Below are 23,729 nucleotides of genomic sequence, written 5' to 3'. Positions count from 1 at the left end.
CGGCCCGACCGTCCCTTCGCTTCCGGTATCGCGCTGCCATTCCGGCGGCGCTCGTCGCCCGGCAGACATCACGTCCGCCCGCAACGCTCAGGATGCCTTGATGAAATCGATGAACGCGCGCAGCGCCGGCGGCACGAGCCGGCGCCCGGGGTAATAGAGGAAGGGCCCTGAAAACGGCCGCCACCACGGTTCGAGCACGCGTTCGAGTGCGCCGCTGTCGAATTGCGGGCGCAGCCACTCTTCGAAGAGATGCACGATACCCGTGCCGGCGATCGCCGCGTCGACCAGCAGGTCCGTCGCACCGCCGATCTGCACCAGCAGCGGCCCGGGGGCCGGCTCGACCCGCACGACCTCGCCGTCGCGCTCGAACTCCCACGGCGGCATCGCGCCGCTCGCGAAGCGTCCGCGCAGGCAGCGATGGTCGAGCAATTCGCGCGGATGCCGCGGCCGGCCGTGACGGTCGAGATAGCCGGGGGCGGCCGCGGTCGCGAACCGCTGAATGCGCGGGCCGATCGGCACCGCGATCATGTCCTGTTCGAGCCGTTCGTCGTAGCGGATGCCCGCGTCGCAGCCGGCCGCCAGCACGTCGACGAAATTTTCGTCGGCGATCACCTCCAGCCGTATTTCGGGGTACGCATCGAGAAAGCGCGGCACGATCGCGGGCAGCACGAGCCGGGCCGCGCTAAGCGGCACGTTGAGCTTCAGCGTGCCGGCCGGTCTGTCGCGGAATTCGCCGATACCGTCGAGCGCCGCCGCCACTTCGGTCAACGCGGGCCCGAGACGCGCGAGCAGGCGCTCGCCCGCTTCGGTGGGCACGACGCTGCGCGTCGTGCGATGCAGCAGCCGCACGCCAAGCTGCGCCTCCAGCCGGCGCACGGCCTCGCTCAGCCCCGACGCACTGAGGCCCGTCATGCGTGCGGCGTCGCGGAATCCGCCGGCGCGCGCCACGGCCATGAACGCATTCAGATCGCCCAGATCGGTTTGCATTGTTCGCCTTTTCGTACAACCCGTGCGGATTATGACGGCTTATCGCGCAGGCGGCCAATGCCTATGCTGGGCGCATTCATCCACGGATTCACAGGAGCACAGTCATGTCCGACATTCGGCACACCACCGCCTTCAGGCTCGGCGACCGCAACGTCAAGCGGATCGGCTACGGCGCGATGCAGCTCGCGGGGCCCGGCGTATTCGGCCCGCCGAAGGACCGCGACGCGGCATTGAACGTGTTGCGCGAGGCCGTCGCGTCCGGCGTCGACCATATCGACACCAGCGACTTCTACGGCCCGCACGTCACCAACCGGCTGATCCGCGATGCATTGCATCCGTATCCGGACAATCTCGCGATCGTCACCAAGATCGGCGCGCGACGCGGCGGCGACGCAGCGTGGCTGCCCGCGTTCGCACCCGACGAACTCGAACGGGCCGTGCACGACAACCTGCGCAACCTCGGCCTCGATGTGCTCGACGTCGTCAACCTGCGCATCATGTTCGACACGCACGGGCCGGCCGAAGGATCGATCGAGGCGCCGCTGAGCGCGCTCGCCGAACTGCAGCGGCGCGGGCTCGTCCGCCATATCGGCCTGAGCAACGTCACGCCCGCGCAGGTCGCGCAAGGCCGGCGGATCTGCGAAATCGTCTGCGTGCAGAATCACTACAACATCGCGCATCGCGGCGACGATGCGCTGATCGACGCGCTGGCCCGCGACGGCATCGCATACGTGCCGTACTTTCCGCTCGGCGGCTTCTCGCCGCTGCAGTCGTCGACGCTGTCCGGCGTGGCCGCACGCGTCGGCGCGACGCCGATGCAGGTCGCGCTGGCGTGGCTGCTGCGCCGTGCGCCGAACATCCTGCTGATTCCCGGCACCTCGTCGGTCGCGCATCTGCGCGAGAATCTCGCGGCGGCCGATCTCGATCTGCCGGACGATGCGCTCGCGGAACTCGACCGCATTGCGGACGCCGGAGCCGCCTGACGGACAGGCGACCGCCGGCGGGCCCGCGAAGCGCGGGCCGCCCGGCCGGTCAGGACACCGCCACGCCCACCCGCTTCGGCACGCCGGTCACGATCGTCGCGACCGCGACGGCCAGCACGACCGCCGCAGCGACGAACACGCCGGCCGCGCCGTTCGCGTCGAACACGACGCCGCCGGCCGCCGCGCCGGTCGCGATCGCGAGCTGGATCGCCGCGACGATCAGCCCGCCCGCGCTCTCGGCCTCGTCGGGCACGGTGCGCGTGACCCACGTCGACCACGCGACGGGCACGCCGCCGAACGCCATCCCCCACAACGCGACGAGCACCGCGTCGAGCATCGGCGCGCGGCCGAGCGCGACGAGCGCGATGCCGAGCACGACCATCAGCGCGGGCATCCCGATCAGCATCGGCCGCAACCGGTGTTCGAGCACGCGGCCCGCGAGCGACGTGCCGACGAAGTTCGCAATGCCGTAGCCGAGCAGGATCGCCGACAGCCCGTTCACGCCGACGCCCGCAACCTGTTCGAGGAACGGCCGCAGATACGTGAAGAACGCGAAATGCCCGGTGAACACGAGGATCGTCGCGAACATCCCGAGGCCGACGGTCGGCCGGCGCAGCACGTCGATCAGCGTGCGCAGCCGCGTCGTGCCGCTCGGCGGCATCGACGGCAGCGTCATCACCTGCGACACGAACGCGACGCCGCCGAGCCCGGCCGCGATCAGGAACACGTTGCGCCAGCCGATCAGGTGACCGAAGTAGCTGCCCATCGGCGCGGATGCGATCGTCGCGACCGCCACGCCGCTGAAGATGATCGACAGCGCGCGCGGCACCATCGCCGTCGGCACGAGCCGCATCGCGGTGGCCGTCGCCATCGTCCAGAAGCCGCCGAGCGCGACGCCGAGCACGACGCGGCCGATCAGCAGCGTCGTCAGGTCGGGCGCGAACGCGACCGCCAGATTCGATGCGACGAGCAGCACCGAGAACGCGAGCAGCACGCGCCGCCGGTCGATCGTGCGCGTCAGCGCGGAGATCAGCAGGCTCGTGACGAGCGCGACCGTCGCGGTGGCCGTGACGGCCTGCCCGGCCACGCCTTCGGTCACGCCGAGGCTGTCGGCCATCGGCGTGAGCAGGCTGGCGGGAAGAAATTCGGCCGTGACGAGCCCGAAGACGCCGAGCGTCATCGCGAATACCGCGCCCCAGGCCGGTTCGCGGGTGGCCGCCGTCGAGGCGGCCGGGGAAATTCCGGGATTCATGTGCGTTCCGTTTTCGTCTAGGGAAAGTACTGATGACGGCGTATCGTAAGGACCGGCAGCAGGACGGTCTATGACATACAATCCGTTCTTGTTGATCGATCGTCCGAATCTCGCCATGTCCGAGCCGCTGCTTCCCCCCGTCCCCGACGTGCACGACCTCGTCAGCGAGCTGCTGCTGGGGATGCGCCTGAGCGGCGTGCAGTACCGCCGCATCCAGGTCGCGCGGCCGTTCGGGCTGAATTTCGGCCAGGCGCCGGGCCGCGCGCAATTCCATTTCGTCGGACGCGGGCCCGTGCTGCTGCGCGATGCGTCCGGCGCAACGATGCGGCTCGAGGCCGGCGACGCTATCCTGCTGCCGCACGGGCGCATGCATGCGCTGGTGTCCGATCCGGATGCGCCGTGCCGCGAGATCAACGGCTTCGAAGTCGCGAAGATCTGCGATACGGTCGCGTCGGTGGCGTCGGCCGGCACGTCGCCCGCGGCCTGCGCGACGACGGAGCCGGGCGCCGGCGATGCGCTGATCTTCAGCGCATGCATGGAGCTCGATCTCGGCGGCATGCAGCCGCTGGTCGGCACGATGCCCGAGTTCATGCACGTCGGCACGCTGCTCGCACGCTACCCCGAGATTCGCCCGATGCTCGACGCGATGGAGCGCGAATCCTGTTCGGCGCGCGCGGGCTTCGCGGGCATCCTCGCGCGGCTCGCGGACGTGGTCGCGGCATTCATCGTGCGCGGCTGGGTCGAGTGCGGATGCGGCGACGCGGCGGGCTGGGTGCAGGCGCTGCGCGAGCCGAAGCTCGGCCGCGCGATCGTCGCGCTGCATCGCGACCCGGGCCGCAACTGGAGCGTCGCGGAGCTGGCCGCCGAAGCAGGCGTGTCGCGCTCGGTGTTCGCCGAGCGCTTTCTCGCGGCGACCGGGATGACGCCCGTGCGCTACCTGACCGAGCTGCGGATGCGGCTCGCCGCGCAGTGGATCGCGCGCGACCACGAGGCGATCGAAGCCGTCGCGTACCGGCTCGGCTACGGTTCGCTGGCGGCGTTCAGCCGCGCGTTCAAGCGCGTGGTCGGAAAGCCGCCGGGCGCGGTGCGCGCGGACGGCGACGTGCGCGTCGAAGCGTAATGCCTGACGCTCGACGCTCGACGTGCGACGCTGGCCGGGGGCCGCTACGCGCCGCTTCACGTCGAAGTCGCACACTCACCGGCGTCGCTCACGCCACCACCGCCGCGCGCGAGGGTGCGCGTCGAAGCGTAATGCCTGACGCTTGACGTTCGACGCTGACCGGAAGCCGCTACGCGCCACTCCGACGTCACACGGTCGCCGGCCTCGCTCGAGCCACCGCCGCCGCGCGTGACGCCTTTCCGCGTTCAGCCGCTGAGCGCTTCGAGCTTGTCGACCAGCGCCGTCGCGCACTGCACGGCGAGCGCCGCGCAGTGCTCCGCATCCACGGCCGCACCGCTCGCGATGGCGCCCTGCACGATCCGGCCCAGCAAATCCTTCGAGAGATCGGCGATCTCGTAGTCCCGTTCCGTCATGATGTCGCTCCTGCGCGTCGGCCGACGATGGCGACACGCTCATTGCCCCTGCCCGTTCAACGCCCTTTCGCGCGCACGACGATCTGCGCCTGCGTGTCGCGCTCGATGCGTTCGAGCGACGCGCGCAGCGCCGTGAATTCGTCGGGCGTGCACACCTGCCGGCCGAACTCCGCCTTCATCCGCCGCGTGACCTGCACCACGCGCGCGGCCGCGTCGAACACGTAATGCGACGTGAAGTCGACGAAGCGGTCGTGCACGGCCGCATCGGCCGGCAGGTCGGTCACGACGACGTCGGCCGGCAGCGCGATCTGGCCGGTTTCGTCGAACGCGCCGCCGATGCAGCCCCACGGCTGCGTGCGCACGGGCTCGGCCAGCCAGTTCTCGACCTGCGTCGCGATGCCGCCCGTGAGGCTCGACAGCGCGGGCAACGCGGTCGTGCCGTCGGGCCACACGAAATGATCGAGCGTGCCCGACACCGTCACGTCGAACGGCCCGTCGGTCACGCGCCGGTCGCTGGTCGACAGTTGCGCGCGGCCGCGCAAGCCGCTTTGCCGCAGGCGTTCGGTCGCGAGCTGCTCGATGCGGTCGTGCGTCGCGCGGCGAAACAGGTTGCGTTCGAGTTCGGCCGTCCAGCCGTCGTCCTCGATGTACGCATGAAACCGCGCGGCGCCGGGCTGCGCGGCATCGATCGCGAGCCGCGCGATGCGGCGGCGCGGCTGCGTGGCCGGCGTGCGCGACAGCGCGCCCGTATCGACCAGCAGCGCGGGGCGATCCATCACGATCGGCGGCAGGTAGCCGAACGCGATGCCGGCCGTCGTCGTATCGGCGTAAAGCGCGAGATCGGGCAGCCACGTGATCGCATGATTGATCGCGCCGCCGCCGTAACCGGGCACGGACGGCAGCGTGTACACCGAACCGAGATTGATCAGCACCGGTTCGCTGCGGATGCCGACCGCCGCGAGCAGCGCGCCGAACAGCGCGACATGGTCCTTGCAGTCGCCGTAGCGGTTGCGCAGGATGTCGGTCGCGCGATGCGGCGCGGCGGCCGTTTCGCCCAGGAACAGCCCGACGTAGCGCACGTTCGCCTGCACCCAGTCGTACAGGATGCGCGCCTTGTCGCGCGGCGCGGCAGCACCCGCGGTGAGCGCGCGCGCCAGTTGCACGACGGCCGGATCGTCCACGCTCGGGTCGACGGCCGCGTTGCGGTAGCGCGCGGCGAACGCCGCGTAGTCGGGCAGCGTCGACACGACGAGCCGGTCGCCGTAGGTCGGGTAGCCGACCGCGCCGTTCTCGATGCGGTCGTACGGGCCGTGCCGGTAGTCGAATTCGTAGCGCGTGCGGCCGTTCGCCGTGACCGGCGGCAGCGCGACATAGCCGCGCGCGTCCGCATACAGCGGCATGTCGGCCGGCACGTCGAAGATCAGCCGCTGATTGTCGACGGGCTCGCGCGACGGCTCGACGGTGTAGCCGAAGTAGCCGCGATTGACGGGCTTCGTGCGCGTCTTGCGGAACGCCACGCGCGTGCTCGACCCGGCTTCGACGCCGGGAAACACGACAGTGCGCAACAGCCCGTCCTGGAACGTCGGCGCGCCGGCCGAGCGCGGCTCCTGCACGTCGCGGATGCCGTCCGCGCCGACCGGATGCGCGACACCGTCGCGGTCGATCGTCTCGGCCGCGAGCAGGTCGACCTGCTCGAGATTCTTGTCGAACCACACGTAGCGCTGCGCAACCGCGTCGATGCCATTCGCGTTGTTCGCGCGCAGCGTCGAATCGTCGTGCTCGTCGAGCGAACCGTCGTGCCGGATCACGAATTCGTGGACATCGCTGACCAGCGTGACGGGTGCTTCGTCGGCAACGCCGTTCGCGCCGTCCGCCGCCGGGCCCATGCCCGGCGCCGCACCGACGGCGCTCGATGCGCCGAACGCGGCAGCGCATGCCAGCATCCAGCCGGCCAGGCCGACAGAAAAGCGCACCACATCGCACCTCGTCGCGGTTCACGGAAAGCGCGGCCGCGCAGCGGACAGGGTCAACCGCGCGGCTCCCGTGTCGGCCAGTGTGGGCGACGCATACGCAAGCGTCAAGCCGGTGCACGCCGGCCTACAATGAAACATGGAAGCATCGTCGCGTGCGGCCGCCGGCATACGCTCGAACGCCTGACGCCGGCGAAAAATCGTCCGCCCGCGACCGGGAGGCACCATGGAAAACGGAATCGTGGAAGTCGTCGTGCTGCTGGCGTTTGTCGCGCTCGTCGTGCTGTTCTTCGTCAAGCGCCCGGGGCGCGACCGGCTGAGGGCCAAATTCCATCATCCGCCGCTGCGGCGGCCCAACCGCCCGCACCGGCACCATCAGCCGTGACGGCTGCTACCGGCAGTCGCCCACGCGCTTGCCGCGCCGCGTCCACGCGAGCGTGTACGCGCCGGCCTGCGCATGCTGCCCGCGCAATTGCCCCTTCAGGTCGTAGCGCGTCGGCGTGACGGCGCCCGTCACGGTACCGTTGCAACGCCACCGCTAGCCGACGTTCATCGGCAGCAGCACCATCTGCTTGCCCTCGACATGCAGGCGCGCCTGCAGTTCGACGGGCGTCTGGTTGTGCAGCCACGCGGTCAGGAAATTCACGCGCCGGAAAATCAGCTTGCTCGCGAAGCACACGGCGTTCGGATACGCGTCGAGCGTCGACGACGCGAGGTTCATGAATTCCACGACGGGATTCGTGCCGAACGCGATCCGGTAGTCGGCCGCGATGCCGTTGCGGCGGCAATGCGCGACATAGTAGTCGAGCGCTTCGGTGATCGAGTGACGCAGCCGTTCGAGATGTTCGTGCCCGTCGTACGCCTTCGCATCGACCTCGCCGACCGCGAGGAAGATCACGTTGCGGAAGTGCCCGGGAAACAGCCGGTTGACCCACAGCAGCGCGTGCATGCTCGCGCCGCGATGCTTGCCGACCAGCAGCACGGCGGTCGGTGCCTGCGGATCGGGCTTGCCCGGTGCGGTAGCCTCGTCGACTTCGGGCGGCTTCCCCGAGAACAGCGCGTCCTCTTTCGCGAGCTGCGCGCGCGTGTACGCGTAGTGGCGGTTGATCATGAAGCACAGCGCGATCACCGCGCTCGTCACGAGCACCGTGAGCCAGCCGCCTGCCGTGAACTTCTCGACCAGCGTGATGACGAGCACGGTCGCCGTCACGCTCAGCCCGAGCGCCGACAGGAAGAAGTGCTTGAACCAGCCGCGCTCGCTGCGATGGCGCCACCAGTACGTGCACAGCCCGAGCAGCGACATGCTGAACGTGAGGAACACGTTGATGCTGTACAGCACGACGAGCACGTCGACGCTGCCGTGCGTCCACAGCAGGATCAGCAGGCTCGACAGGCCGACGACGATGATGCCGTTCTGCCGCACGAGGCGTGTCGACAGGTCGCGGAAATGGCGCGGCACCCACGAATCCGACGCCATGTTCGACAGCACGGCCGGCCCGTCGAGAAACCCCGTCTGCGCGCCGACCATCAGCAGCCCGGCCTCGAACGCGAGCACGGCCGCGAGCAGCGCATGCCGCGCGAACGCCGAGCCGAGCCCGAGATGGTCGATCACGCTGCCGAACACCACCGCGTTGAGCGTCTCGCCTTCGACGGGATGCGCGTGCCACAGCATGTACAGCAGGATGATGCCGCCGGCCGTGAACGCGAGCGACGTCGACATGTACCACATCGTCACCTTGCCGTTCGGCACGCGCGGATCGGCGAGCATGTTCACGTTGTTCGACACGGCCTCGAGGCCCGTATAGGTGCCGCCGCCGAGCGAGAACGCGCGCATCAGCAACGCGAGCATCACGAACACGCCGAGCGACTGCGACATCCCGTGCGCCTCGTGCACGGCGTCGGGCACGATCATCGCGAGGTTGTTGCCATGTACGGCGACGCCATACACGATCAGCCCGAAGTGCAGCACGACGAAGCCGATGAAGATCGGCAGCAGCACCATGATCGATTCGCGCATCCCGCGGAAGTTGAGCCCCGTCATCAGCAGGATCAGCACGATCTCGGTCGTGAGCTTGAACGCCTGCGCGCTGACCGGCAGCAGGCTGAAGAACGCGTCGACGCCGCTCGCGAGCGAGGTCGCGACGGTCAGCACGTAGTCGACCAGCAGCGCCGCGCCCGACACGAGCCCCGGCTTCGCGCCGAGCAGCGCGGTCGCGATGCGGTAGCCGCCGCCGCCCGTCGGGAACAGCTCGATCACCTGGTTGTAGCCGAGCGCGATGATGAAGACCGTGGCCGCGGTCGCGAGCGCGAGAAACAGCGCGAGCGGCGTATGGTGCGCCAGCGCGAGGAACGCCTCTTCCGGGCCGTAGCACGACGACGACAACCCGTCGGCGCCGAGCCCGACCCAGGCCAGCAACGGCGTCACGGCGATCGCATGGCGCGTGCGCGGATCGAGCGGGTCCAGCGGTTTTCCGACCAGCAACTGCCACACCTTCCGGAATGCGGTCATGGTCCCCTCCCGGCACGCCCGGCGCGGCGGCGCGATCCCCTAAAGCTAATCGACGCGCGCTTGCGGCGCCAGTCCGCATATTCCATAGGAGCCGCCCGCCGGCCCGGCGCCGCTTTCAACGCGTAAGCGACCGACGCCGGCGCCCGTGCGCGGGAGCGGCCGCCTGCGCGCGATTGCGCGACGCGGCGACCTTGCTCCGGCCGCGTCGCGACCCACCTTCCCGCCCGCATCGGCCACGCCCGGCGCGCAGGTTTCCGCACCCGCTCCCCCTCTCCTCGCCCGTCGCCACGCGCTGCATCCGCGCCCGCGTCCCGGTCGTGCGTTGTTCCCCGCAATTCGGCATTTGTGCGCGCGCAACAATGGCGATGCCTCGCGCCCGGCGCCAGGCGGGCAACCCGATTCCCGCATGGCACCGGGCGCGATGGTCTTCGAAAACCACAACTCACGAGGACATACCATGCAACTCCAATCCCATCCGGCGTGCCGCCCGTTTTATGAAGCCGGCGAACTCACGCAACTGACTGCCTTTTACGAAGAAGGACGCAACGTCATGTGGATGATGCTGCGATCGGAGCCGCGGCCGTGCTTCAACCAGCAACTCGTCACCGAAATCATCCATCTCGCGCGCGTCGCACGCGACTCGGGCCTGCCGTTCGACTTCTGGGTGACGGGCTCGCTCGTCCCCGAGCTGTTCAACGTCGGCGGCGACCTGAGTTTCTTCGTCGACGCGATCCGCAGCGGCCGGCGCGACCAGCTGATGGCCTATGCGCGCTCGTGCATCGACGGCGTGTACGAGATCTACACGGGCTTCGGCACCGGGTCGATCTCGATCGCGATGGTCGAGGGCAGCGCGCTCGGCGGCGGCTTCGAAGCGGCGCTCGCGCATCACTACGTGCTCGCGCAGAAGGGCGTGAAGCTCGGGTTCCCCGAGATCGCGTTCAACCTGTTCCCGGGCATGGGCGGCTATTCGCTCGTTACGCGCAAGGCGGACCGCGGAATCGCGGAATCGCTGATCTCGACCGGCGAAACGCATGCGGCCGAGTGGTACGAGGATCGCGGGCTGGTCGACGAGACGTTCGACGCCGGTGACGCGTATCTCGCGACACGCACCTTCATCGACGTGACGAAGCCGAAGCTGAACGGCGTGCGCGCGATGCTGCGCGCACGCGAGCGCGTGTTCCAGTTGTCGCGCTCGGAGCTGATGGACATCACGGAAGCGTGGGTGCATGCGGCGTTCACGATCGAGCCGAAGGACCTCGCGTACATGGAACGCCTGGTGATGCTGCAGAACCGGCGCGTGTCGAAGCTGCGCACGGTGTAATGCGGCAGGGCGCCGCCGGTTGCCGGCGGCGCCCCGCTCCCCGGAACGAAGCTCAGGCGATCAGCCTGAGCTTTCTCGTCTCGGCGAGCCACGCCTCGAAGGCCTGCGCCGGCATCGGCCGTGCGTAGTAGTAGCCCTGCGCGTGATCGACGTCGAGCTGCTTGAGGAAATCGGCTTCCGCATGCGTCTCGACGCCTTCGGCGATCACCGCGAAATTCAGCGCCCTCGCGAGCGACACGACCGAGCGCACCAGCGCCTGCGAGCGTGGATTGCGGTCGATGCCCGTGATGAAGGTGCGGTCGAGCTTGATCGCGTCGAGCGGCAGCCGCGACAACTGCGACAGCGACGAATAGCCGGTGCCGAAATCGTCGAGATGGATCTCCGCGCCGATCTGGCGGAACTGCCGCATCAGCCCGTTGGCGGAATCCTCGTCCTCGATGAAGCAGCTCTCGGTCAGTTCGATGTCGAGCAGGCCGGGCTTGAGCCCCGCGCCGTCGAGAATCGATGCGAACTGATGCACGATGTTCGTGTCCTGCAACTGCCGCGCGGACACGTTCACCGCGATCCGGATGCCGAGCCCCTTCGCCTTCCACGCGGCGGCCTGCGCGGCCGCGGTGCGCATCACCCAGCGCCCGAGCGGCGCGATCAGCCCCGACTCCTCCGCGAAGCGGATGAACTCGATCGGCGCGACGAGCCCGCGATCGGGCGACTGCCAGCGGATCAGCGCCTCGACGCCGCGCACGTCGCCGGTCGCGATATCGACGACCGGCTGGTAGTGCAGCACGAACTGCTCTTCCTCGAGCGCCTTGCGCAGGTTCGTGTCGAGCCACATGTACTTCGCGACCTTCTGGTTCATCTCCAGCGAGAACACGCGGTACGTATGCTTGCCTTCTTCCTTCGCGACGTACATCGCGGTGTCCGCGCTGCGGATCAGCGTCTCGAGCGAATCGCCGTGCTGCGGGTGCATCGCGATGCCGATCGAGCAGCTCGTATAGACCTCCATCAGCCCGAGGTGGATCGGCGTGCGCATCCGTTCGAGGATGATCTGCGCGGTCGCTTCGAGCAGCGGCCGCGTGCCGTGCTCGAACAGCACGAGGAATTCGTCGCCGCCGAGCCGCGCGAGCGTCGCGCCGGACGGCAGGCAGCCGCTGATGATCTTCGACACGTCCTGCAGCAGGCGGTCGCCGGTGATGTGGCCGTAGTGATCGTTGACGCGCTTGAAGTTGTCGAGATCGAGGAACAGGATGCCGACCTGGCCGCGCGACGCGGCGCTCTCCGCGGCGATCGCCGCATGGATGCGCTCGCTGATTGCATGGCGGTTCGGCAGCCCGGTCAGCACGTCGGTGTTCGCGAGTTCGGTGAGCCGCTGCTGCGCGTTGCGCTCCTCGGTGATGTCGATGCCCGAGCAGATCAGGAACTGCTCTTCGACGCCGCTGCCGCTCTGCACGAACTTGTTGCGGAACTGGAACAGGCGCGGCCCGTTGACCGTGTTGATGTAGCGCTCGACCGCGAACGAGCGGTTGCTCGCGAAAAAGCCCGTGATGTTGCTGCGCGACTGCGCGCCCTGCTCGGGGCTCATGAACAGTTCGAACGCGCTGCGGCCGATCACGTCGACCTCGCGCTTGCCCGTCACTTCCTCGCACAGGTGGTTGAAACGCTGCACCATCCCGTTGCGGTCGAGGATCACGACCAGCGAATTCACTTCGGACACGACCTGCTCGGCGAACGCGAGCCCGTGCGACAGATCTTCCGCGACGGACACGGCATCGGAATACGCGGAGGCCGTGCCGGCCCAGTCGGTCGTGTTGACCTTCCTGCCGACGAGATGAAGGCTGACCGGCTCGCCGAACAGGGCGATGTCGAGCACGAGGTGCGACGTGACGCCCGTCAGCGCGCGAATGCGCGCAGCCTGCTCGACCGTCAGCGCGACGGCGACGTTGGTCAGGCCGCGGACGGCGGCCAGTTCGAGCGCATTGCTGTCGCTGCCGAGACGCCAGCAGGGGCTGCGCGTACCGACATGCGCCTCGAGCACCGCGCTATCGTTTTCGTCATCCATGGACACGCCCCGATCCAGAAAAAAACGCATAGTGTAGACGGAGGCGAGCTGGCCGCCCGCCTTCCCGGGCCGCGCAGCGCGCGTCCCGGCAGGGCAGCCGTGATTGCCGTGACAACGGCCCTCGTCTCGTACTTGTTTCCAGCTAATGCGACCGGCGTTCGCGCGTAAAGCGCGCAGGTTCTGCCTAACGAATGATGAGAGCCATCTTATCAAATGACGATGAGGATTGGCACTCACATTTAGAGCAGAGTGTCAAGGAATTGGGACTCGATTGGCAAGCCGGACTTTTCATGATTGGCGGCATGTTCGAGAGCAGGCAAGGGAGTGCGAAACGGGGCTGGCCGGATGGGCGGAGATCCTTTATCCGTAAGGGTTTCCGGGAAATATCAGAATATGGGGACGGATAACCTTCAGAACCACCGCAGCAGGGTCGGATCGTGTTCCGGCAACGCGAAATCCGGCCAATTTTGTTTCCGTTCGAGTGTGAATGCGCCGCTTTATTCCACAGTCGGTTGCAATATCGCGACGCCTGCAGAAACGACGTGTTTTATCGGATCCCGGCAGCGGGCCGACAACGCGGGTGGAACCGGTACGGCCGCCGTCGCAACCGGTGCGCGAGACACACGGCGAGCGTCCGCAGTTCCGCACGAACGCCCGCCGTCGCCGCTGCCGCGCGTGGTCGCGGCTCAGCCCGCGGCGCCGTACCCGCCGCCGCCCGGCGTTTCGACGACGAACACGTCGCCCGGCGCCATCTGCGCGCGGCCGATATGCTCGAGCGCCTCGACCGTGCCGTCCGCGCGCTCGATCGTGTTGCGGCCGAGCGCGCCGGCCGCGCCGCCCGCCGCGCCGAACGGCGCGTGGATCCGGTTGTTCGACAGGATCGACGCGGTCATCGGCTCGAGGAAGCGGATCCGCCGCACCGCGCCGTCGCCGCCGCGCCAGCGCCCGCCGCCGCCCGAGCCGGCGCGGATCCGGTGCGAATCGAGCCGCACCGGGTAGCGCCATTCGAGCACCTCCGGATCGGTGAGCCGCGAGTTCGTCATGTGCGTCTGCACCGCGCCGACGCCCGCGAAGCCGTCGCCCGCGCCGCTGCCGCCCGCGATCGTCTCGTAGTACTGGTAGCGATCGTTACCGAATGTGAAGTTATTCATCGTCCCCTGGCTCGACGCGACGCAGCCGAGCGCACCGTACAGCGCGTTGGTGATCGCCGACGACGTCTCGACGTTGCCCGACACGACCGCGGCCGGATACTCGGGGTTCAGCATCGAGCGCGCGGGCACGATCACCGTGAGCGGCTTCAGGCAGCCGGCGTTCAGCGGGATGTCGTCGCCGACCAGCGTGCGGAACACGTACAGCACGGCGGCCATGCAGACGGCCTTCGGCGCGTTGAAGTTGTTGTCGAGCTGCGCGGACGTGCCGGTGAAATCGATCTCCGCGCACCGCGCCGCGCGGTCGACGCGGATCGCGACGCGAATCTCCGCGCCGTTGTCGAGCGGATAGCGGTACGCGCCGTCCTGCAGCGCGCCGATCACGCGCCGCACCGCCTCTTCCGCGTTGTCCTGCACGTGCCCCATGAACGCGAGCACGACGTCGCGGCCGAACTGCGCGACCATCCGGCGCAACTCGTCGACGCCCTTCTGGTTCGCGGCGACCTGCGCGCGCAGGTCGGCCATGTTCTGCTCGACGTTGCGCGCCGGGTAGCGGCCCGATGCGAGCAGCGCGCGCGTGTCGGCGTCGCGCAGCACGCCGGCCGACACGAGCTGCCAGTTGTCGATCAGCACGCCTTCCTCGTCGATATGCGTCGAATCGGGCGGCATCGAGCCCGGCGTCGTGCCGCCGATGTCCGCGTGGTGGCCGCGCGAGCCGACGTAGAACAGCGGCGCGTCCGAGCCGTCCGCGAACACCGGCGTGATGACCGTCACGTCCGGCAGGTGCGTGCCGCCGTGATACGGGTCGTTCAGCATGAACACGTCGCCGTCGCGCATGCGGCCGCGGTTGCGCTCGATCACCGTGCGGATGCTCTCGCCCATCGAGCCGAGGTGCACGGGCATGTGCGGCGCGTTCGCGATCAGGTTGCCGTCGCCGTCGAAGATCGCGCACGAGAAGTCGAGCCGCTCCTTGATGTTCACCGAGTACGCGGTGTTCTGCAGCCGCAGCCCCATCTGCTCGGCGATCGACATGAACAGGTTGTTGAAGATCTCGAGCCGCACCGGATCGGCATCGGTGCCGAGCGAGCGGCGCGTCGGCAGCGGCGTCGTGCGCGTCAGCACGAGATTGCCCTGCGCGGTCATCCGCGCGCGCCAGCCGGGCTCGACGACGGTCGTGCCGTTCTTTTCCGCGACGATCGCCGGGCCGTCGATCGCGTCGCCGGCCAGCAGCGTGTCGCGCACGTACAGCGCCGCGTCGTGCCACTGGCCGCCGGAATAAAAGCGCACGGCGGAATCGGCACGCGGCGCAGCGCCTTCCCCGCGCGAGGCCAGCGGCGCGATATCCACCGGCGCGTCGGAGCGGCCGATCGCCTCGACCGACGCCAGTTCGGCGACGAGCGGCGTGCCGGGCATCAGGAACGCGTAGCGCTGCCGGTACGCGGCCTCGAACGCCTGCTGCATCGCGTCGACGCTGCCGGCCGGCACGTCGAGCGCCGAATCGGTGCCCTGGTAGCGCAGGTGCACGCGCCGCTCGGTTGCGATCCGCTCCGGCGGCACGCCCTGTTCGAGCAGCGCGCCGACGGCCTCGTCGGCCAGCCGGTCGAGCGCCGCGTTCAAGGCCGGCAGCGACGCATCGGACAGCACGGCCTCGACCGCGCGCTCGCGCATCGCGGTCTGGTCGGCCAAGCCCATCCCGTATGCGGACAGCACGCCCGCGAGCGGATGCGCGAACACCTGCGTCATCCCGAGCGCATCGGCCACGCCGCACGCGTGCTGGCCGCCCGCGCCGCCGAACGTCGTCAGCACATAGCGCGACACGTCGTGGCCGCGCTGCACGGAGATCTTCTTGATCGCGTTCGCCATGCTGCCGATCGCGATTTCCAGGAAACCTTCGGCGAGCGCTTCGGGCGTCTCGCGCCGCCCCGTCGCCGCATGGATTTCATCGGCGAGCGCCGCGAACTTCGCGACCACGCCGTCGCGGTCGAGCGGCTCGTTTGCATGCGGGCCGAACACGCGCGGGAAATGATCGGGCTGGATCTTGCCGAGCATCACGTTGCAGTCGGTCACCGTCAGCGGGCCGCCGCGCCGGTACGCGGCCGGCCCCGGGTTCGCGCCGGCCGATTCGGGTCCGACGCGCAGCCGCGCGCCGTCGAAGCCGAGCACCGAGCCGCCGCCCGCGGCGACCGTGTGGATGCTCATCATCGGCGCACGCATCCGCACGCCGGCCACCTGCGTCTCGAACACGCGCTCGAATTCGCCGTTGTAATGCGACACGTCGGTCGACGTGCCGCCCATGTCGAAGCCGATCACCTGGCCGAAGCCGGCCGCGCGCGCGGCGCGCACCATCCCGACGATGCCGCCGGCCGGACCCGACAGGATCGCGTCCTTGCCCTGGAACGCATCGGCGCGCGTCAGCCCGCCGCTGCTCTGCATGAACTGCAGGTTCACGCCCGGCATCTCGTGCGCGACCTGCTCGACGTAGCGGCGCAGGATCGGCGACAGGTACGCGTCGACGACGGTCGTATCGCCGCGCGACACCATCTTCATCAGCGGCGACACCTCGTGCGACACCGATACCTGCGTGAAGCCGATGCGGCGCGCGAGCTCCGCGAGCGCGCGTTCATGCGCGGTGTAGCGGTAGCCGTGGATCAGCACGATCGCGAGCGCACGCACGCCCGAGTCGAACACGCGGCGCAGCGACGCTTCGGCATCCTGTGCATCGAGCGGCACGACGACGTCGCCATGCGCACCGATGCGCTCGTCGATCTCGACGACGGTCTCGTACAGCGCATCGGGCAGCACGATGTCGAGATCGAACAGCCGAGGCCGGTTCTGGTACGCGATGCGCAGCACGTCGCGAAAGCCGCGCGTCGTCGCGAGCGCGGTGCGTTCGCCCTTGCGTTCGAGCAGCGCGTTGGTCGCGACCGTCGTGCCCATCTTCACCATGTCGACGCGCTCGGGCGTGATCGGCTCGCCGTCGGCGAGGCCGAGCAGGTGGCGGATGCCGGCCACGGCCGCGTCGCGGTATTGCTCGGGGTTCTCCGACAGCAGCTTGTGCGTGACGAGCCTGCCGTCGGGCCGGCGCGCGACGATGTCGGTGAACGTGCCGCCGCGGTCGATCCAGAATTGCCAGCGTGCGGCGTCGGAGGGAACGGGAGAAAGGTGTCGGTCGGTCATGATGGTCGATGCGTCGTGAAATCTCGGGACGAGCGCCGCCGCACGGCGCGCGTCGCGCGCCGCGTGGTGGTGCCGGTAAAAAGGGGAAAAAGGGAGAAAGCGCCGCGCGGGCCGCTGCCGCTTACGCGGCGTCGAGTTCGCGGCCGCGCGTCTCGGGCAGCGTCAGCGCGGCGACGATCACCACGCCGTATGCGGCGACCGCGAAGATCCCGATGCTCGTGCCGAGCCCGTATTGCTTCGACAGCGCGCCGATCAGGAACGGGAACAGTGCGCCGATCGCGCGGCCCACGTTGTAGCAGAAGCCCTGGCCCGAGCCGCGCACGCGGGTCGGGAAGAGTTCGGTGAGGAACGCGCCCATCCCCGAGAAGATGCCCGATGCGAAGAAGCCGAGCGGGAAGCCGAGCCACAGCATCGACGCGTTGGTCAGGTTCAGCGACGTGTACGCGAACGCGATCACCATCGAGCCGATCGCGAACAGGATGAAGTTCGGCTTGCGGCCGAGGCGGTCGGTCAGGTATGCGCTCGTCAGGTAGCCGATCCACGAGCCGAAGATGATCATCGCGAGATAACCGCCGGTGCCCATCACGGTCAGGTGCCGCTCGGTCTTCAGGAAGGTCGGCAGCCATGTCGTGATCGCGTAGTAGCCGCCCTGAGCACCGGTCGTCAGCAGCGCCGCGCGCAGCGTCGTCGTGATCAGCTTCGGCGCGAAGATCTCGGTGAGGCGCGGCGCGTCGGCCACCTTCGCCTGCGCGGCCTTCTCCTTCTCGTAGACGTCCGGCTCCTTCACGTAACGGCGGATCGCGACGACCAGCAGCGCGGGCGCCAGCCCGACGAGGAACAGCGCGCGCCACGCCTGCTCGGCCGGCAGCACCGAGAACAGCAGCGCATACAGCAGCGCGCACAGCCCCCAGCCGATCGCCCAGCCCGACTGCACCAGGCCGACCGCCCTGCCGCGATCGCGCGCACGGATCACCTCGCCGATCAGCACCGCGCCGGCCGTCCATTCGCCGCCGAAGCCGAAGCCCATCAGCGCGCGCGCCGCGAGCAACTGGTGATAGTTCTGCGCGAGCCCGCACAGCGCGGTGAACACCGCGAACCACAGCACCGTGAGCTGCAGCGTGCGCACGCGGCCGATCCGGTCGGACAGGATGCCGGCGATCCAGCCGCCGAGCGCCGATGCGAGCAGCGTGACCGTGCCGATGAAGCCGGCATCCGCGAGCGAGATGCCCCAGGTCGCGACGAGCGTCGGGATCACGAACGACAGCATCTGCGTGTCCATCCCGTCGAGCATGTAGCCGACCTTGCAGCTCCAGAAGGCGCGGCGCTCGCGCGGCTGCGCGTACGCGTACCACGAGAACAGGCCGCTGCGCTCGGGGCTCGCGGGCTCGGCGGCGGGTGCCGCGAGGGTCTTGCTTTCCATGGTGGTGCTCCTGTCGTTATGCGCCGTCAAATGTGTGCGTGTGCGTGTGTCGTGTGTGCGTCGCCGCGAGGCCGGATCAGAACACGGCCAGCGACGCGTTCGTGATGTCGGTCATCAGCATGTGGCCGGGCGTATGCGCGATCGCGATCGGCAGCTTCGCGTCCATCAGCGCGGTTTGCGGCGTCACGCCGCACGCCCAGAACACCGGCAGTTCGCCGTCGCGGATCGTCACCGCGTCGCCGAATTCGGGTGCGTTCAGATCCGCGATGCCCAGTTCCTGCGGGTGGCCGATATGGATCGGCGCGCCGTGCACGCCCGGGAACCGGCTCGTGATCTGCACCGCGCGGATCGCATCGGCGCCGCGCATCGGCCGCATCGACACGACGAGCCGGCCGCCGAAGATGCCTGCGCGGCGATTCGGAATCGACGTGCGGTACATCGGCACGTTGCGGCCCTCCTCGACGTGGCGCAGCCCGATCCCTTCGCGGACGAGCATCTCCTCGAACGAGAACGAGCAGCCGATCGCGAATACGACGAAATCGTCGCGCCACAGCGCTTCCAGCGACTCGACGCGTTCGGTCAGGCGACCGTCGCGGTACACGTTGTAGCTCGGCACGTCGGTGCGGATGTCGAGATCCTCGCCGAGCGCGTCGATCCGGAACGCGCCCGGTTCGCCGACGCCGAGCAGCGGGCACGCTTTCGGGTTCGCCTGACAAAAGCGCAGGAAATCGTGCGCGTACGCATCGGGCAGGATCGCGAGATTCGCTTGCGCGAACGGGCCGCAATGGCCAGCGGTCGGGCCTCGGAACGCGCCGCGGCGCACGGACTGGCGAAATTCGGAAGGCGTCATGAGATTCAATGGCAGATCGGGATGTGGTCGGGATGACGGTGTCGCGTCATCGGATACGGCGAAGAATAGGAAAGAAAAAATTTTGTCGCCAACGAGTTTTTTTGCGCTGCGTGTATAGAATTTCTTAACGCATCTTCGGGTTTTCCCCGGTCCCGTTCATTTTTTCAGCGGGGCAAGCTGCGCGCCCAATGCCTTGCCGACCGCCATGAACACGCGTTTTCTCGAAACCTTCGTCACGCTCGCGAAGCTGCGCAACTTCCGCACGACGGCCGCCGCGCTGCACGCGACGCCGGCCGCGATCTCGCAGCGCCTGAAGGCGCTCGAGGACGAATTGCAGACGGTACTCGTCGACCGCGACAGCCGCGAATTCCGGCTCACGCCGAACGGCGAGTACCTGCTCGGCTATGCGAAAGCCGTGGTCGAGGCGACGCAGGAGCTGCAGGCCGCCGCGTCCGGCGAGAGCGCGCTGCGCGGCAAGCTGCGGCTCGGTGTGATCGAGACGGTCGTGCATAGCTGGCTGCCGCACTATATGCGCCGCCTCGCGGCCGACTATCCGCAGCTCGAGATCGACCTGACCGTCGACGTGAGCGTCGTGTTGCAGCGCCGGCTGATGGCCGGCGAGCTCGACCTGATCATCCGCGTCGAGGGCAGCGACGAGACGTCGGTCGTCTGCGACGCGCTAGCGAACTATCCGGTGCGCTGGATCGCGCGCGCGGGGCTGCTGCCGAACACGCGCACGGGCCTTGCGCGGCAGGTGCTGCGCCAACCGATCCTGACTTACGGGCGCGGCACCGCACCCCACCGCGCGCTGGAAGACATCGTCCGTACGCTCGCGCATGCGCATGGCGTGCCGCTGTCGGACACGCGCATCACCGGATCGCCGTCGATCTCGGTGATCGTGCAGCTCGTGCGCGACGGCTTCGGCGTCGCCGCGATTCCGGTGCTGTTCGTGGATGCGTTGATCGAGAGTGGTGAGGTTGTCGAGCTGCCGCTGCAGCCGTCGCCGCCGTCGATCGTCGTGTCGATGTCGCGGCGCGCGGATGCGCCGCGGTTCGTGCACGGCGCGTCGATTGCAGCGCGGGCTGCGTGCCATGAGTACTGCGAGAAGAGTACGCGGCGGTTGGTCGAGGCGCTTTGACCTGAGGCGGACCGGCGGGTGCGGTTTCTGTTCACTTATCCGTAATACGAAAGAAATGAATCAGACAGACAGTCACGCGGACTGCCCCGCGTGCGGCTGCGTCAGCTTGCCGTCGCCGTACTCGCGGAGCACCTTCGAGATCACGACGCGATAGCCGTCGAGCCAGCGCGCCTGCTTCGCCTTCGCTTCGAGGTGCGCCGGATGCTGCATCAATTGCTGCAGCGCCGCTTCCGATTCCCAGTAGTAGACGTTCTGGATCAGCCCCGCTTCGGCGTTCTCCCACGTCTCCTCGCCGAGATAACCGGGCGTCGCGCGCGCCATGTCGGCGATCTGCCGGTCGAGCCGGTGGAATTCGTCGTCATATTGCCCGGCACGAAAAATGAAGGTCGACGCGTACATGCCCGCTCCGTCGGAAACGATTGAAAGAGCGCCAAGTGTAAGGCACGCGCGGCGGCGCCGCGATCGTTACGCGGCGAGCGGATCGGCGTCGAGCCACGCGTCGATGCGTGGCGCGTCTTCACGCGCTCCGGCCGCGGGCGCCGGCATCGCAGCAAGCGCATGCCGTGCACGTTCGAGCGCCTGCGCGAAGCCGCGCAACTCGCGTGTCGCGGGCCGGTCGTCGGCACGCCGGCGCGCGAGCGCTGCTTCGACGTTCGCGCCGATCAACGCGAGTTGCGCGTCGATGAAGTCGAGGCACCGCGCGCGGCAATGCGCGGAGACCGGCGCGACGGCCAGCAGGACGGGCACGATCGACACGGTCAGGTAGCCGCCCGGCGCGACCCGCGACAACGCATCGCGTACGTGCTGCCCGCCACCGACCAGCGACGTGAACACGGCATCGCGCCACACCGCACGCTCGAACGCGAGCGCGTCGCGATACGTATCGAGCGCCGCTCGATCTGCGACCTGTCCGGCCGTCACCAGCGGAACCGGAAACGAGGGTTCGACGGCAGGCTGCTCGCCCTCCACCTCGACAATGCAGTTCGCGCCAAGCCATGCCGTTTCGTCTCGACGCGCAGCGAGCACGCGAGACTGCAACCGGTCCGGCAGCATCGGATCGAGCGGCACAGCACCGCAGATCGACGGCTTCTCCGCATGCACGCTGCAGCGCCCGTCGTCGGCAAGCGCCGCGCAGCGGCCGAGCGACGGATAGTCGTAACCCTGCAGCGTCAGCACGACCCATTCGCCATTCTCGCCGCCGATGCGATGGAACAACCGCTCCGCCAGCACTTCGGACGCCGCAACATCGTCCGCGTCGAATGCATGCTCGCGCCCGCCCGCACGCCAGCGTTCGCCGATTCGCCGCTTCGGCACGCGACGGATCGTCAGCGCGCCGACGAAGCGGTGCCGATGCCGGAACAATTCGCGCAGCGACAGCGTCGGCGCGCTGTTGCAGCAGCGTCCGCATGCATTGCACGCGAGCAGGTACGTGTCTACCACGGCCGCCGCACCGAATCCTGGTAACGCGTGAGGATGAAGCGCGCGACGTCGTCCGAGTGATATGCGGCGACGAGCTGCGCGACCCATGGTTTCGCGCGATCGGCGTTGCGCACCGTCAGCACGTTCGCGTACGGCGAACGCGCATCTTCGAGGCTGATGCTGTCGCGTGCTGGCTGCAGCCCGACGCGGGCGGCATCGTCGCTGTCGATCGCAACGAACGCGGCCGTGTCGAGCGCGGCGTAAAGGCGATCGCGGCGCAGCGCGACGAGTTTCAGCCCGAGCCGGTTGCCGGTCACGTCGCGCAGCGTCGCATGCAGGCCGGCCTGCTCGCGCAGCGTCACCAGCGTGTCGTTCTGCATCAGCACGAGCGCGCGCGCCATCCCGCGCGGATCGGCGGGAATCGCGACCGTTGCGCCGGGCTGCAGTTCGTTCAGGTTTTTCAGCTTGCGCGAATAGAACGCCATCGGGAGCGTGACGGTCGGCGCGACTTCGGTCAGTGCATAGCGTTTCCGCGCGCGCGTCGCGGCAAGCTGTTGCGCATCCTCGAAGCTGGCCGCGTCGATCCGGCCGTCGGCGAGCGCCGCGTCGATGCGCGACGCGTCGTCGAATTCGACGACGTCGACGCCCAAGCCGCGTGCAGCGGCGACCCGCTTCACTTCGTCCAGGATCTGCGCATGCACGCCACGCGTCACGCCGACGCGCACGGCCGGGGCAGCCGATTCGGCCGCAACTGCCGATCCCTGATGGATGACACCGCACGCGGCCAGCAGCCACACGGAAACGAATCGCACGATGCCGTTCCTCACGATACATCCCTCAGGATCGTGCGAAAGCCGATGTGCGATGCGCCGAGATCGGCTTCCTGCTGTTCGCGCGACGACGCGCGATAGCGCACGCAGTAATCGCGCGAACACAGGAACGACCCGCCCTTGATGACCATCGGCGTATCGTGCCGGCGCGTCGGCGGTGCGACGGCCGCCGTGTCGCCGTTGGCGTGCGGCTGGTGCGGGCCCGCGTACGCGTCCTTCGTCCATTCCCAGGCATTGCCGATCATGTCGTAGAGGCGAAAGCCGTTCGCCGCATAACAACCGACGGGCGCGAGACCCGCGTGACCGTCCTCGGCCGTATCGAGCACCGGGAACGCGCCCTGCCAGTAGTTCGCGGCCGGCTTGCCCTGTGCATCGCGCGGCGCCGCATCGAGCGACGCATCGTCGCGGCCGGCCTTGCCCGCGTATTCCCATTCGGCCTCGGTCGGCAAATCGCGGCCGAGCCAGCGCGCATAGGCCAGCGCATCGCGCTGCGTGACGAGCGTGACGGGCAGGTTGCCGAGCCCGTCGACGCCGCTGCCGGGCCCGCGCGGATGGCGCCACGATGCCCCCTTCACCCACGACCACCATGCGAGGTCGCGCGCATTCATCTCGTCGCGCGTCGGCACGTTGAACACCGCCGCGCCGCCCTGCTGCTCGGCCTCGGTCACGTAGCCGGTCGCCTGCACGAAGGCGGCAAACTGCGCGATCGTCACGTCGGTCTGGTCGATCCAGAAACCGCCGACGCGCGTGCGGCCATCACCGACCGGACGCTCGTCCGCATAACCGCGCGTGCTGCCGAACACGAACGCGCCGCCGCGCAGATGCACCATCCCGGCCTTCGGGTCGTCGCGCCACTTGGCCGGCAGCCCCGAATAGCGCTCGCACTGTCGCTCGGAGCCGAGCGGCGCGAGCGCGCGGCCGCGATTCGCGTCGTCGAATGCACCGCCCGCCGGCGCTACGGGATTCGCATAGCCCGCCGCGAATGCAGTGGCGAACAGTGTGGCGACGAGCGCCGTGCCGATCGTCCAGAACCGGAACCGAAACCGCATCGTGTCGTCCTTTCAAGAAAACGCCTGCCCGCTCCAGGTTTTCCGCCCCGAAGGAAATTCCTCGTGAGGCCTGGAGCGAAGCGACAG

The 23,729-nt window shown here is 68.8% G+C and carries 19 protein-coding genes; 5 read left to right on the top strand and 14 right to left on the bottom strand.

Going from position 1 to position 23,729, the window contains the following annotated elements; all coding sequences use genetic code 11:
- Nucleotides 1–87 precede the first annotated feature (87 nt).
- Nucleotides 88–987 (bottom strand): LysR family transcriptional regulator, encoded by a 900-nt coding sequence (locus MRS60_RS29135; RefSeq protein WP_175746640.1) that lies wholly within the window; start codon nucleotides 985–987, stop codon nucleotides 88–90.
- A 104-nt stretch (nucleotides 988–1,091) separates the two neighbouring features.
- Here MRS60_RS29135 and MRS60_RS29130 point away from each other — a divergent pair, with 104 nt between their 5' ends.
- The gene (locus tag MRS60_RS29130) at nucleotides 1,092–1,970 is read left to right on the top strand and encodes an aldo/keto reductase family oxidoreductase (protein WP_243566103.1); all 879 of its coding nucleotides are present in this window, start codon (nucleotides 1,092–1,094) and stop codon (nucleotides 1,968–1,970) included.
- Nucleotides 1,971–2,019: 49 nt separating this feature from the next.
- On the opposite strand, the gene MRS60_RS29125 is transcribed toward MRS60_RS29130, so the two are convergent.
- The gene (locus MRS60_RS29125) at nucleotides 2,020–3,222 is read right to left on the bottom strand and encodes an MFS transporter (RefSeq protein WP_243566102.1); all 1,203 of its coding nucleotides are present in this window, start codon (nucleotides 3,220–3,222) and stop codon (nucleotides 2,020–2,022) included.
- A gap of 70 nt (nucleotides 3,223–3,292) precedes the next feature.
- Between MRS60_RS29125 and MRS60_RS29120 the strand changes: the two genes are divergently transcribed.
- Nucleotides 3,293–4,342 (top strand): AraC family transcriptional regulator, encoded by a 1,050-nt coding sequence (locus MRS60_RS29120; protein WP_034182041.1) that lies wholly within the window; start codon nucleotides 3,293–3,295, stop codon nucleotides 4,340–4,342.
- A 245-nt stretch (nucleotides 4,343–4,587) separates the two neighbouring features.
- Here MRS60_RS29120 and MRS60_RS29115 read toward each other — a convergent pair whose 3' ends face one another.
- Nucleotides 4,588–4,755: a hypothetical protein gene (locus MRS60_RS29115; RefSeq protein WP_165948046.1), complete on the bottom strand. Its 168-nt coding sequence runs from the start codon at nucleotides 4,753–4,755 to the stop codon at nucleotides 4,588–4,590.
- Between the two features lie 56 nt (nucleotides 4,756–4,811).
- A complete protein-coding gene (locus MRS60_RS29110; protein WP_243566842.1) occupies nucleotides 4,812–6,698 on the bottom strand; it encodes a DUF3857 domain-containing transglutaminase family protein in 1,887 nt (628 codons plus the stop codon).
- Between the two features lie 253 nt (nucleotides 6,699–6,951).
- Between MRS60_RS29110 and MRS60_RS29105 the strand changes: the two genes are divergently transcribed.
- Entirely contained in the window at nucleotides 6,952–7,110 is a 159-nt protein-coding gene (locus MRS60_RS29105) for a hypothetical protein (protein WP_161785064.1), read from the top strand.
- Nucleotides 7,111–7,116: 6 nt separating this feature from the next.
- Here the strand turns inward: MRS60_RS29105 and MRS60_RS34980 are convergent, their stop codons facing one another.
- Entirely contained in the window at nucleotides 7,117–7,242 is a 126-nt protein-coding gene (locus MRS60_RS34980; RefSeq protein WP_258170474.1) for a hypothetical protein, read from the bottom strand.
- 21 nt (nucleotides 7,243–7,263) lie between these two features.
- A complete protein-coding gene (locus MRS60_RS29100; RefSeq protein WP_243566101.1) occupies nucleotides 7,264–9,234 on the bottom strand; it encodes an APC family permease in 1,971 nt (656 codons plus the stop codon).
- A gap of 457 nt (nucleotides 9,235–9,691) precedes the next feature.
- On the opposite strand from MRS60_RS29100, the gene MRS60_RS29095 reads away from it, so the two are divergent.
- The gene (locus tag MRS60_RS29095; protein WP_034182038.1) at nucleotides 9,692–10,555 is read left to right on the top strand and encodes a crotonase/enoyl-CoA hydratase family protein; all 864 of its coding nucleotides are present in this window, start codon (nucleotides 9,692–9,694) and stop codon (nucleotides 10,553–10,555) included.
- Between the two features lie 52 nt (nucleotides 10,556–10,607).
- Here the strand turns inward: MRS60_RS29095 and pdeR are convergent, their stop codons facing one another.
- The 4 genes from pdeR to MRS60_RS29075 form a co-directional block, all read right to left on the bottom strand.
- Nucleotides 10,608–12,611: a cyclic di-GMP phosphodiesterase gene (gene pdeR / locus MRS60_RS29090; protein ID WP_034182037.1), complete on the bottom strand. Its 2,004-nt coding sequence runs from the start codon at nucleotides 12,609–12,611 to the stop codon at nucleotides 10,608–10,610.
- Nucleotides 12,612–13,297: 686 nt separating this feature from the next.
- The gene (locus MRS60_RS29085; protein WP_243566100.1) at nucleotides 13,298–16,936 is read right to left on the bottom strand and encodes a hydantoinase B/oxoprolinase family protein; all 3,639 of its coding nucleotides are present in this window, start codon (nucleotides 16,934–16,936) and stop codon (nucleotides 13,298–13,300) included.
- Nucleotides 16,937–17,057: 121 nt separating this feature from the next.
- Nucleotides 17,058–18,356, bottom strand: a complete 1,299-nt coding sequence (locus MRS60_RS29080) for an MFS transporter (RefSeq protein WP_105389740.1) — start codon at nucleotides 18,354–18,356, stop codon at nucleotides 17,058–17,060.
- Nucleotides 18,357–18,432: 76 nt separating this feature from the next.
- Nucleotides 18,433–19,206, bottom strand: coding sequence for a putative hydro-lyase (locus MRS60_RS29075; RefSeq protein WP_243566099.1), 774 nt, complete (start codon nucleotides 19,204–19,206; stop codon nucleotides 18,433–18,435).
- 205 nt (nucleotides 19,207–19,411) lie between these two features.
- On the opposite strand from MRS60_RS29075, the gene MRS60_RS29070 reads away from it, so the two are divergent.
- Nucleotides 19,412–20,344, top strand: coding sequence for a LysR family transcriptional regulator (locus MRS60_RS29070; protein ID WP_034182220.1), 933 nt, complete (start codon nucleotides 19,412–19,414; stop codon nucleotides 20,342–20,344).
- 72 nt (nucleotides 20,345–20,416) lie between these two features.
- On the opposite strand, the gene MRS60_RS29065 is transcribed toward MRS60_RS29070, so the two are convergent.
- The 4 genes from MRS60_RS29065 to MRS60_RS29050 all read right to left on the bottom strand — a co-directional run bounded on the left by MRS60_RS29065 (nucleotide 20,417) and on the right by MRS60_RS29050 (nucleotide 23,642).
- The gene (locus tag MRS60_RS29065) at nucleotides 20,417–20,743 is read right to left on the bottom strand and encodes an antibiotic biosynthesis monooxygenase family protein (RefSeq protein WP_034182033.1); all 327 of its coding nucleotides are present in this window, start codon (nucleotides 20,741–20,743) and stop codon (nucleotides 20,417–20,419) included.
- A 66-nt stretch (nucleotides 20,744–20,809) separates the two neighbouring features.
- Nucleotides 20,810–21,784, bottom strand: coding sequence for a YkgJ family cysteine cluster protein (locus MRS60_RS29060; RefSeq protein WP_034182032.1), 975 nt, complete (start codon nucleotides 21,782–21,784; stop codon nucleotides 20,810–20,812).
- On the bottom strand, nucleotides 21,778–22,578 hold the full coding sequence (locus MRS60_RS29055; protein WP_432207855.1) for a MetQ/NlpA family lipoprotein: 801 nt from the start codon (nucleotides 22,576–22,578) through the stop codon (nucleotides 21,778–21,780). Before MRS60_RS29055 ends, MRS60_RS29060 begins: the two co-directional genes overlap by 7 nt.
- An 8-nt stretch (nucleotides 22,579–22,586) precedes the next feature.
- Nucleotides 22,587–23,642, bottom strand: a complete 1,056-nt coding sequence (locus MRS60_RS29050; protein WP_175746650.1) for a formylglycine-generating enzyme family protein — start codon at nucleotides 23,640–23,642, stop codon at nucleotides 22,587–22,589.
- Nucleotides 23,643–23,729: the final 87 nt, after the last annotated feature.

This window comes from Burkholderia pyrrocinia, from assembly GCF_022809715.1.
Lineage (GTDB): Bacteria > Pseudomonadota > Gammaproteobacteria > Burkholderiales > Burkholderiaceae > Burkholderia > Burkholderia pyrrocinia_C.
The sequence above is the reverse complement of the archived record's forward strand: the minus strand, read 5'-3'. Positions and strand labels throughout refer to the sequence as shown.

Excerpts from the sequence above, each read along its gene's own strand:
- MRS60_RS29070 (WP_034182220.1), top strand. The coding sequence starts at position 19,412 with ATGAACACGCGTTTTCTCGAAACCTTCGTCACGCTCGCGAAGCTGCGC.
- pdeR (WP_034182037.1), bottom strand. The coding sequence starts at position 12,611 with ATGGATGACGAAAACGATAGCGCGGTGCTCGAGGCGCATGTCGGTACG.
- MRS60_RS29100 (WP_243566101.1), bottom strand. The coding sequence starts at position 9,234 with ATGACCGCATTCCGGAAGGTGTGGCAGTTGCTGGTCGGAAAACCGCTG.
- MRS60_RS29105 (WP_161785064.1), top strand. The coding sequence starts at position 6,952 with ATGGAAAACGGAATCGTGGAAGTCGTCGTGCTGCTGGCGTTTGTCGCG.
- MRS60_RS29080 (WP_105389740.1), bottom strand. The coding sequence starts at position 18,356 with ATGGAAAGCAAGACCCTCGCGGCACCCGCCGCCGAGCCCGCGAGCCCC.
- MRS60_RS29120 (WP_034182041.1), top strand. The coding sequence starts at position 3,293 with ATGACATACAATCCGTTCTTGTTGATCGATCGTCCGAATCTCGCCATG.
- MRS60_RS29110 (WP_243566842.1), bottom strand. The coding sequence starts at position 6,698 with ATGCTGGCATGCGCTGCCGCGTTCGGCGCATCGAGCGCCGTCGGTGCG.
- MRS60_RS29115 (WP_165948046.1), bottom strand. The coding sequence starts at position 4,755 with ATGACGGAACGGGACTACGAGATCGCCGATCTCTCGAAGGATTTGCTG.
- MRS60_RS29095 (WP_034182038.1), top strand. The coding sequence starts at position 9,692 with ATGCAACTCCAATCCCATCCGGCGTGCCGCCCGTTTTATGAAGCCGGC.
- MRS60_RS29065 (WP_034182033.1), bottom strand. The coding sequence starts at position 20,743 with ATGTACGCGTCGACCTTCATTTTTCGTGCCGGGCAATATGACGACGAA.
- MRS60_RS29050 (WP_175746650.1), bottom strand. The coding sequence starts at position 23,642 with ATGCGGTTTCGGTTCCGGTTCTGGACGATCGGCACGGCGCTCGTCGCC.
- MRS60_RS29135 (WP_175746640.1), bottom strand. The coding sequence starts at position 987 with ATGCAAACCGATCTGGGCGATCTGAATGCGTTCATGGCCGTGGCGCGC.
- MRS60_RS29085 (WP_243566100.1), bottom strand. The coding sequence starts at position 16,936 with ATGACCGACCGACACCTTTCTCCCGTTCCCTCCGACGCCGCACGCTGG.
- MRS60_RS29130 (WP_243566103.1), top strand. The coding sequence starts at position 1,092 with ATGTCCGACATTCGGCACACCACCGCCTTCAGGCTCGGCGACCGCAAC.
- MRS60_RS29125 (WP_243566102.1), bottom strand. The coding sequence starts at position 3,222 with ATGAATCCCGGAATTTCCCCGGCCGCCTCGACGGCGGCCACCCGCGAA.
- MRS60_RS29075 (WP_243566099.1), bottom strand. The coding sequence starts at position 19,206 with ATGACGCCTTCCGAATTTCGCCAGTCCGTGCGCCGCGGCGCGTTCCGA.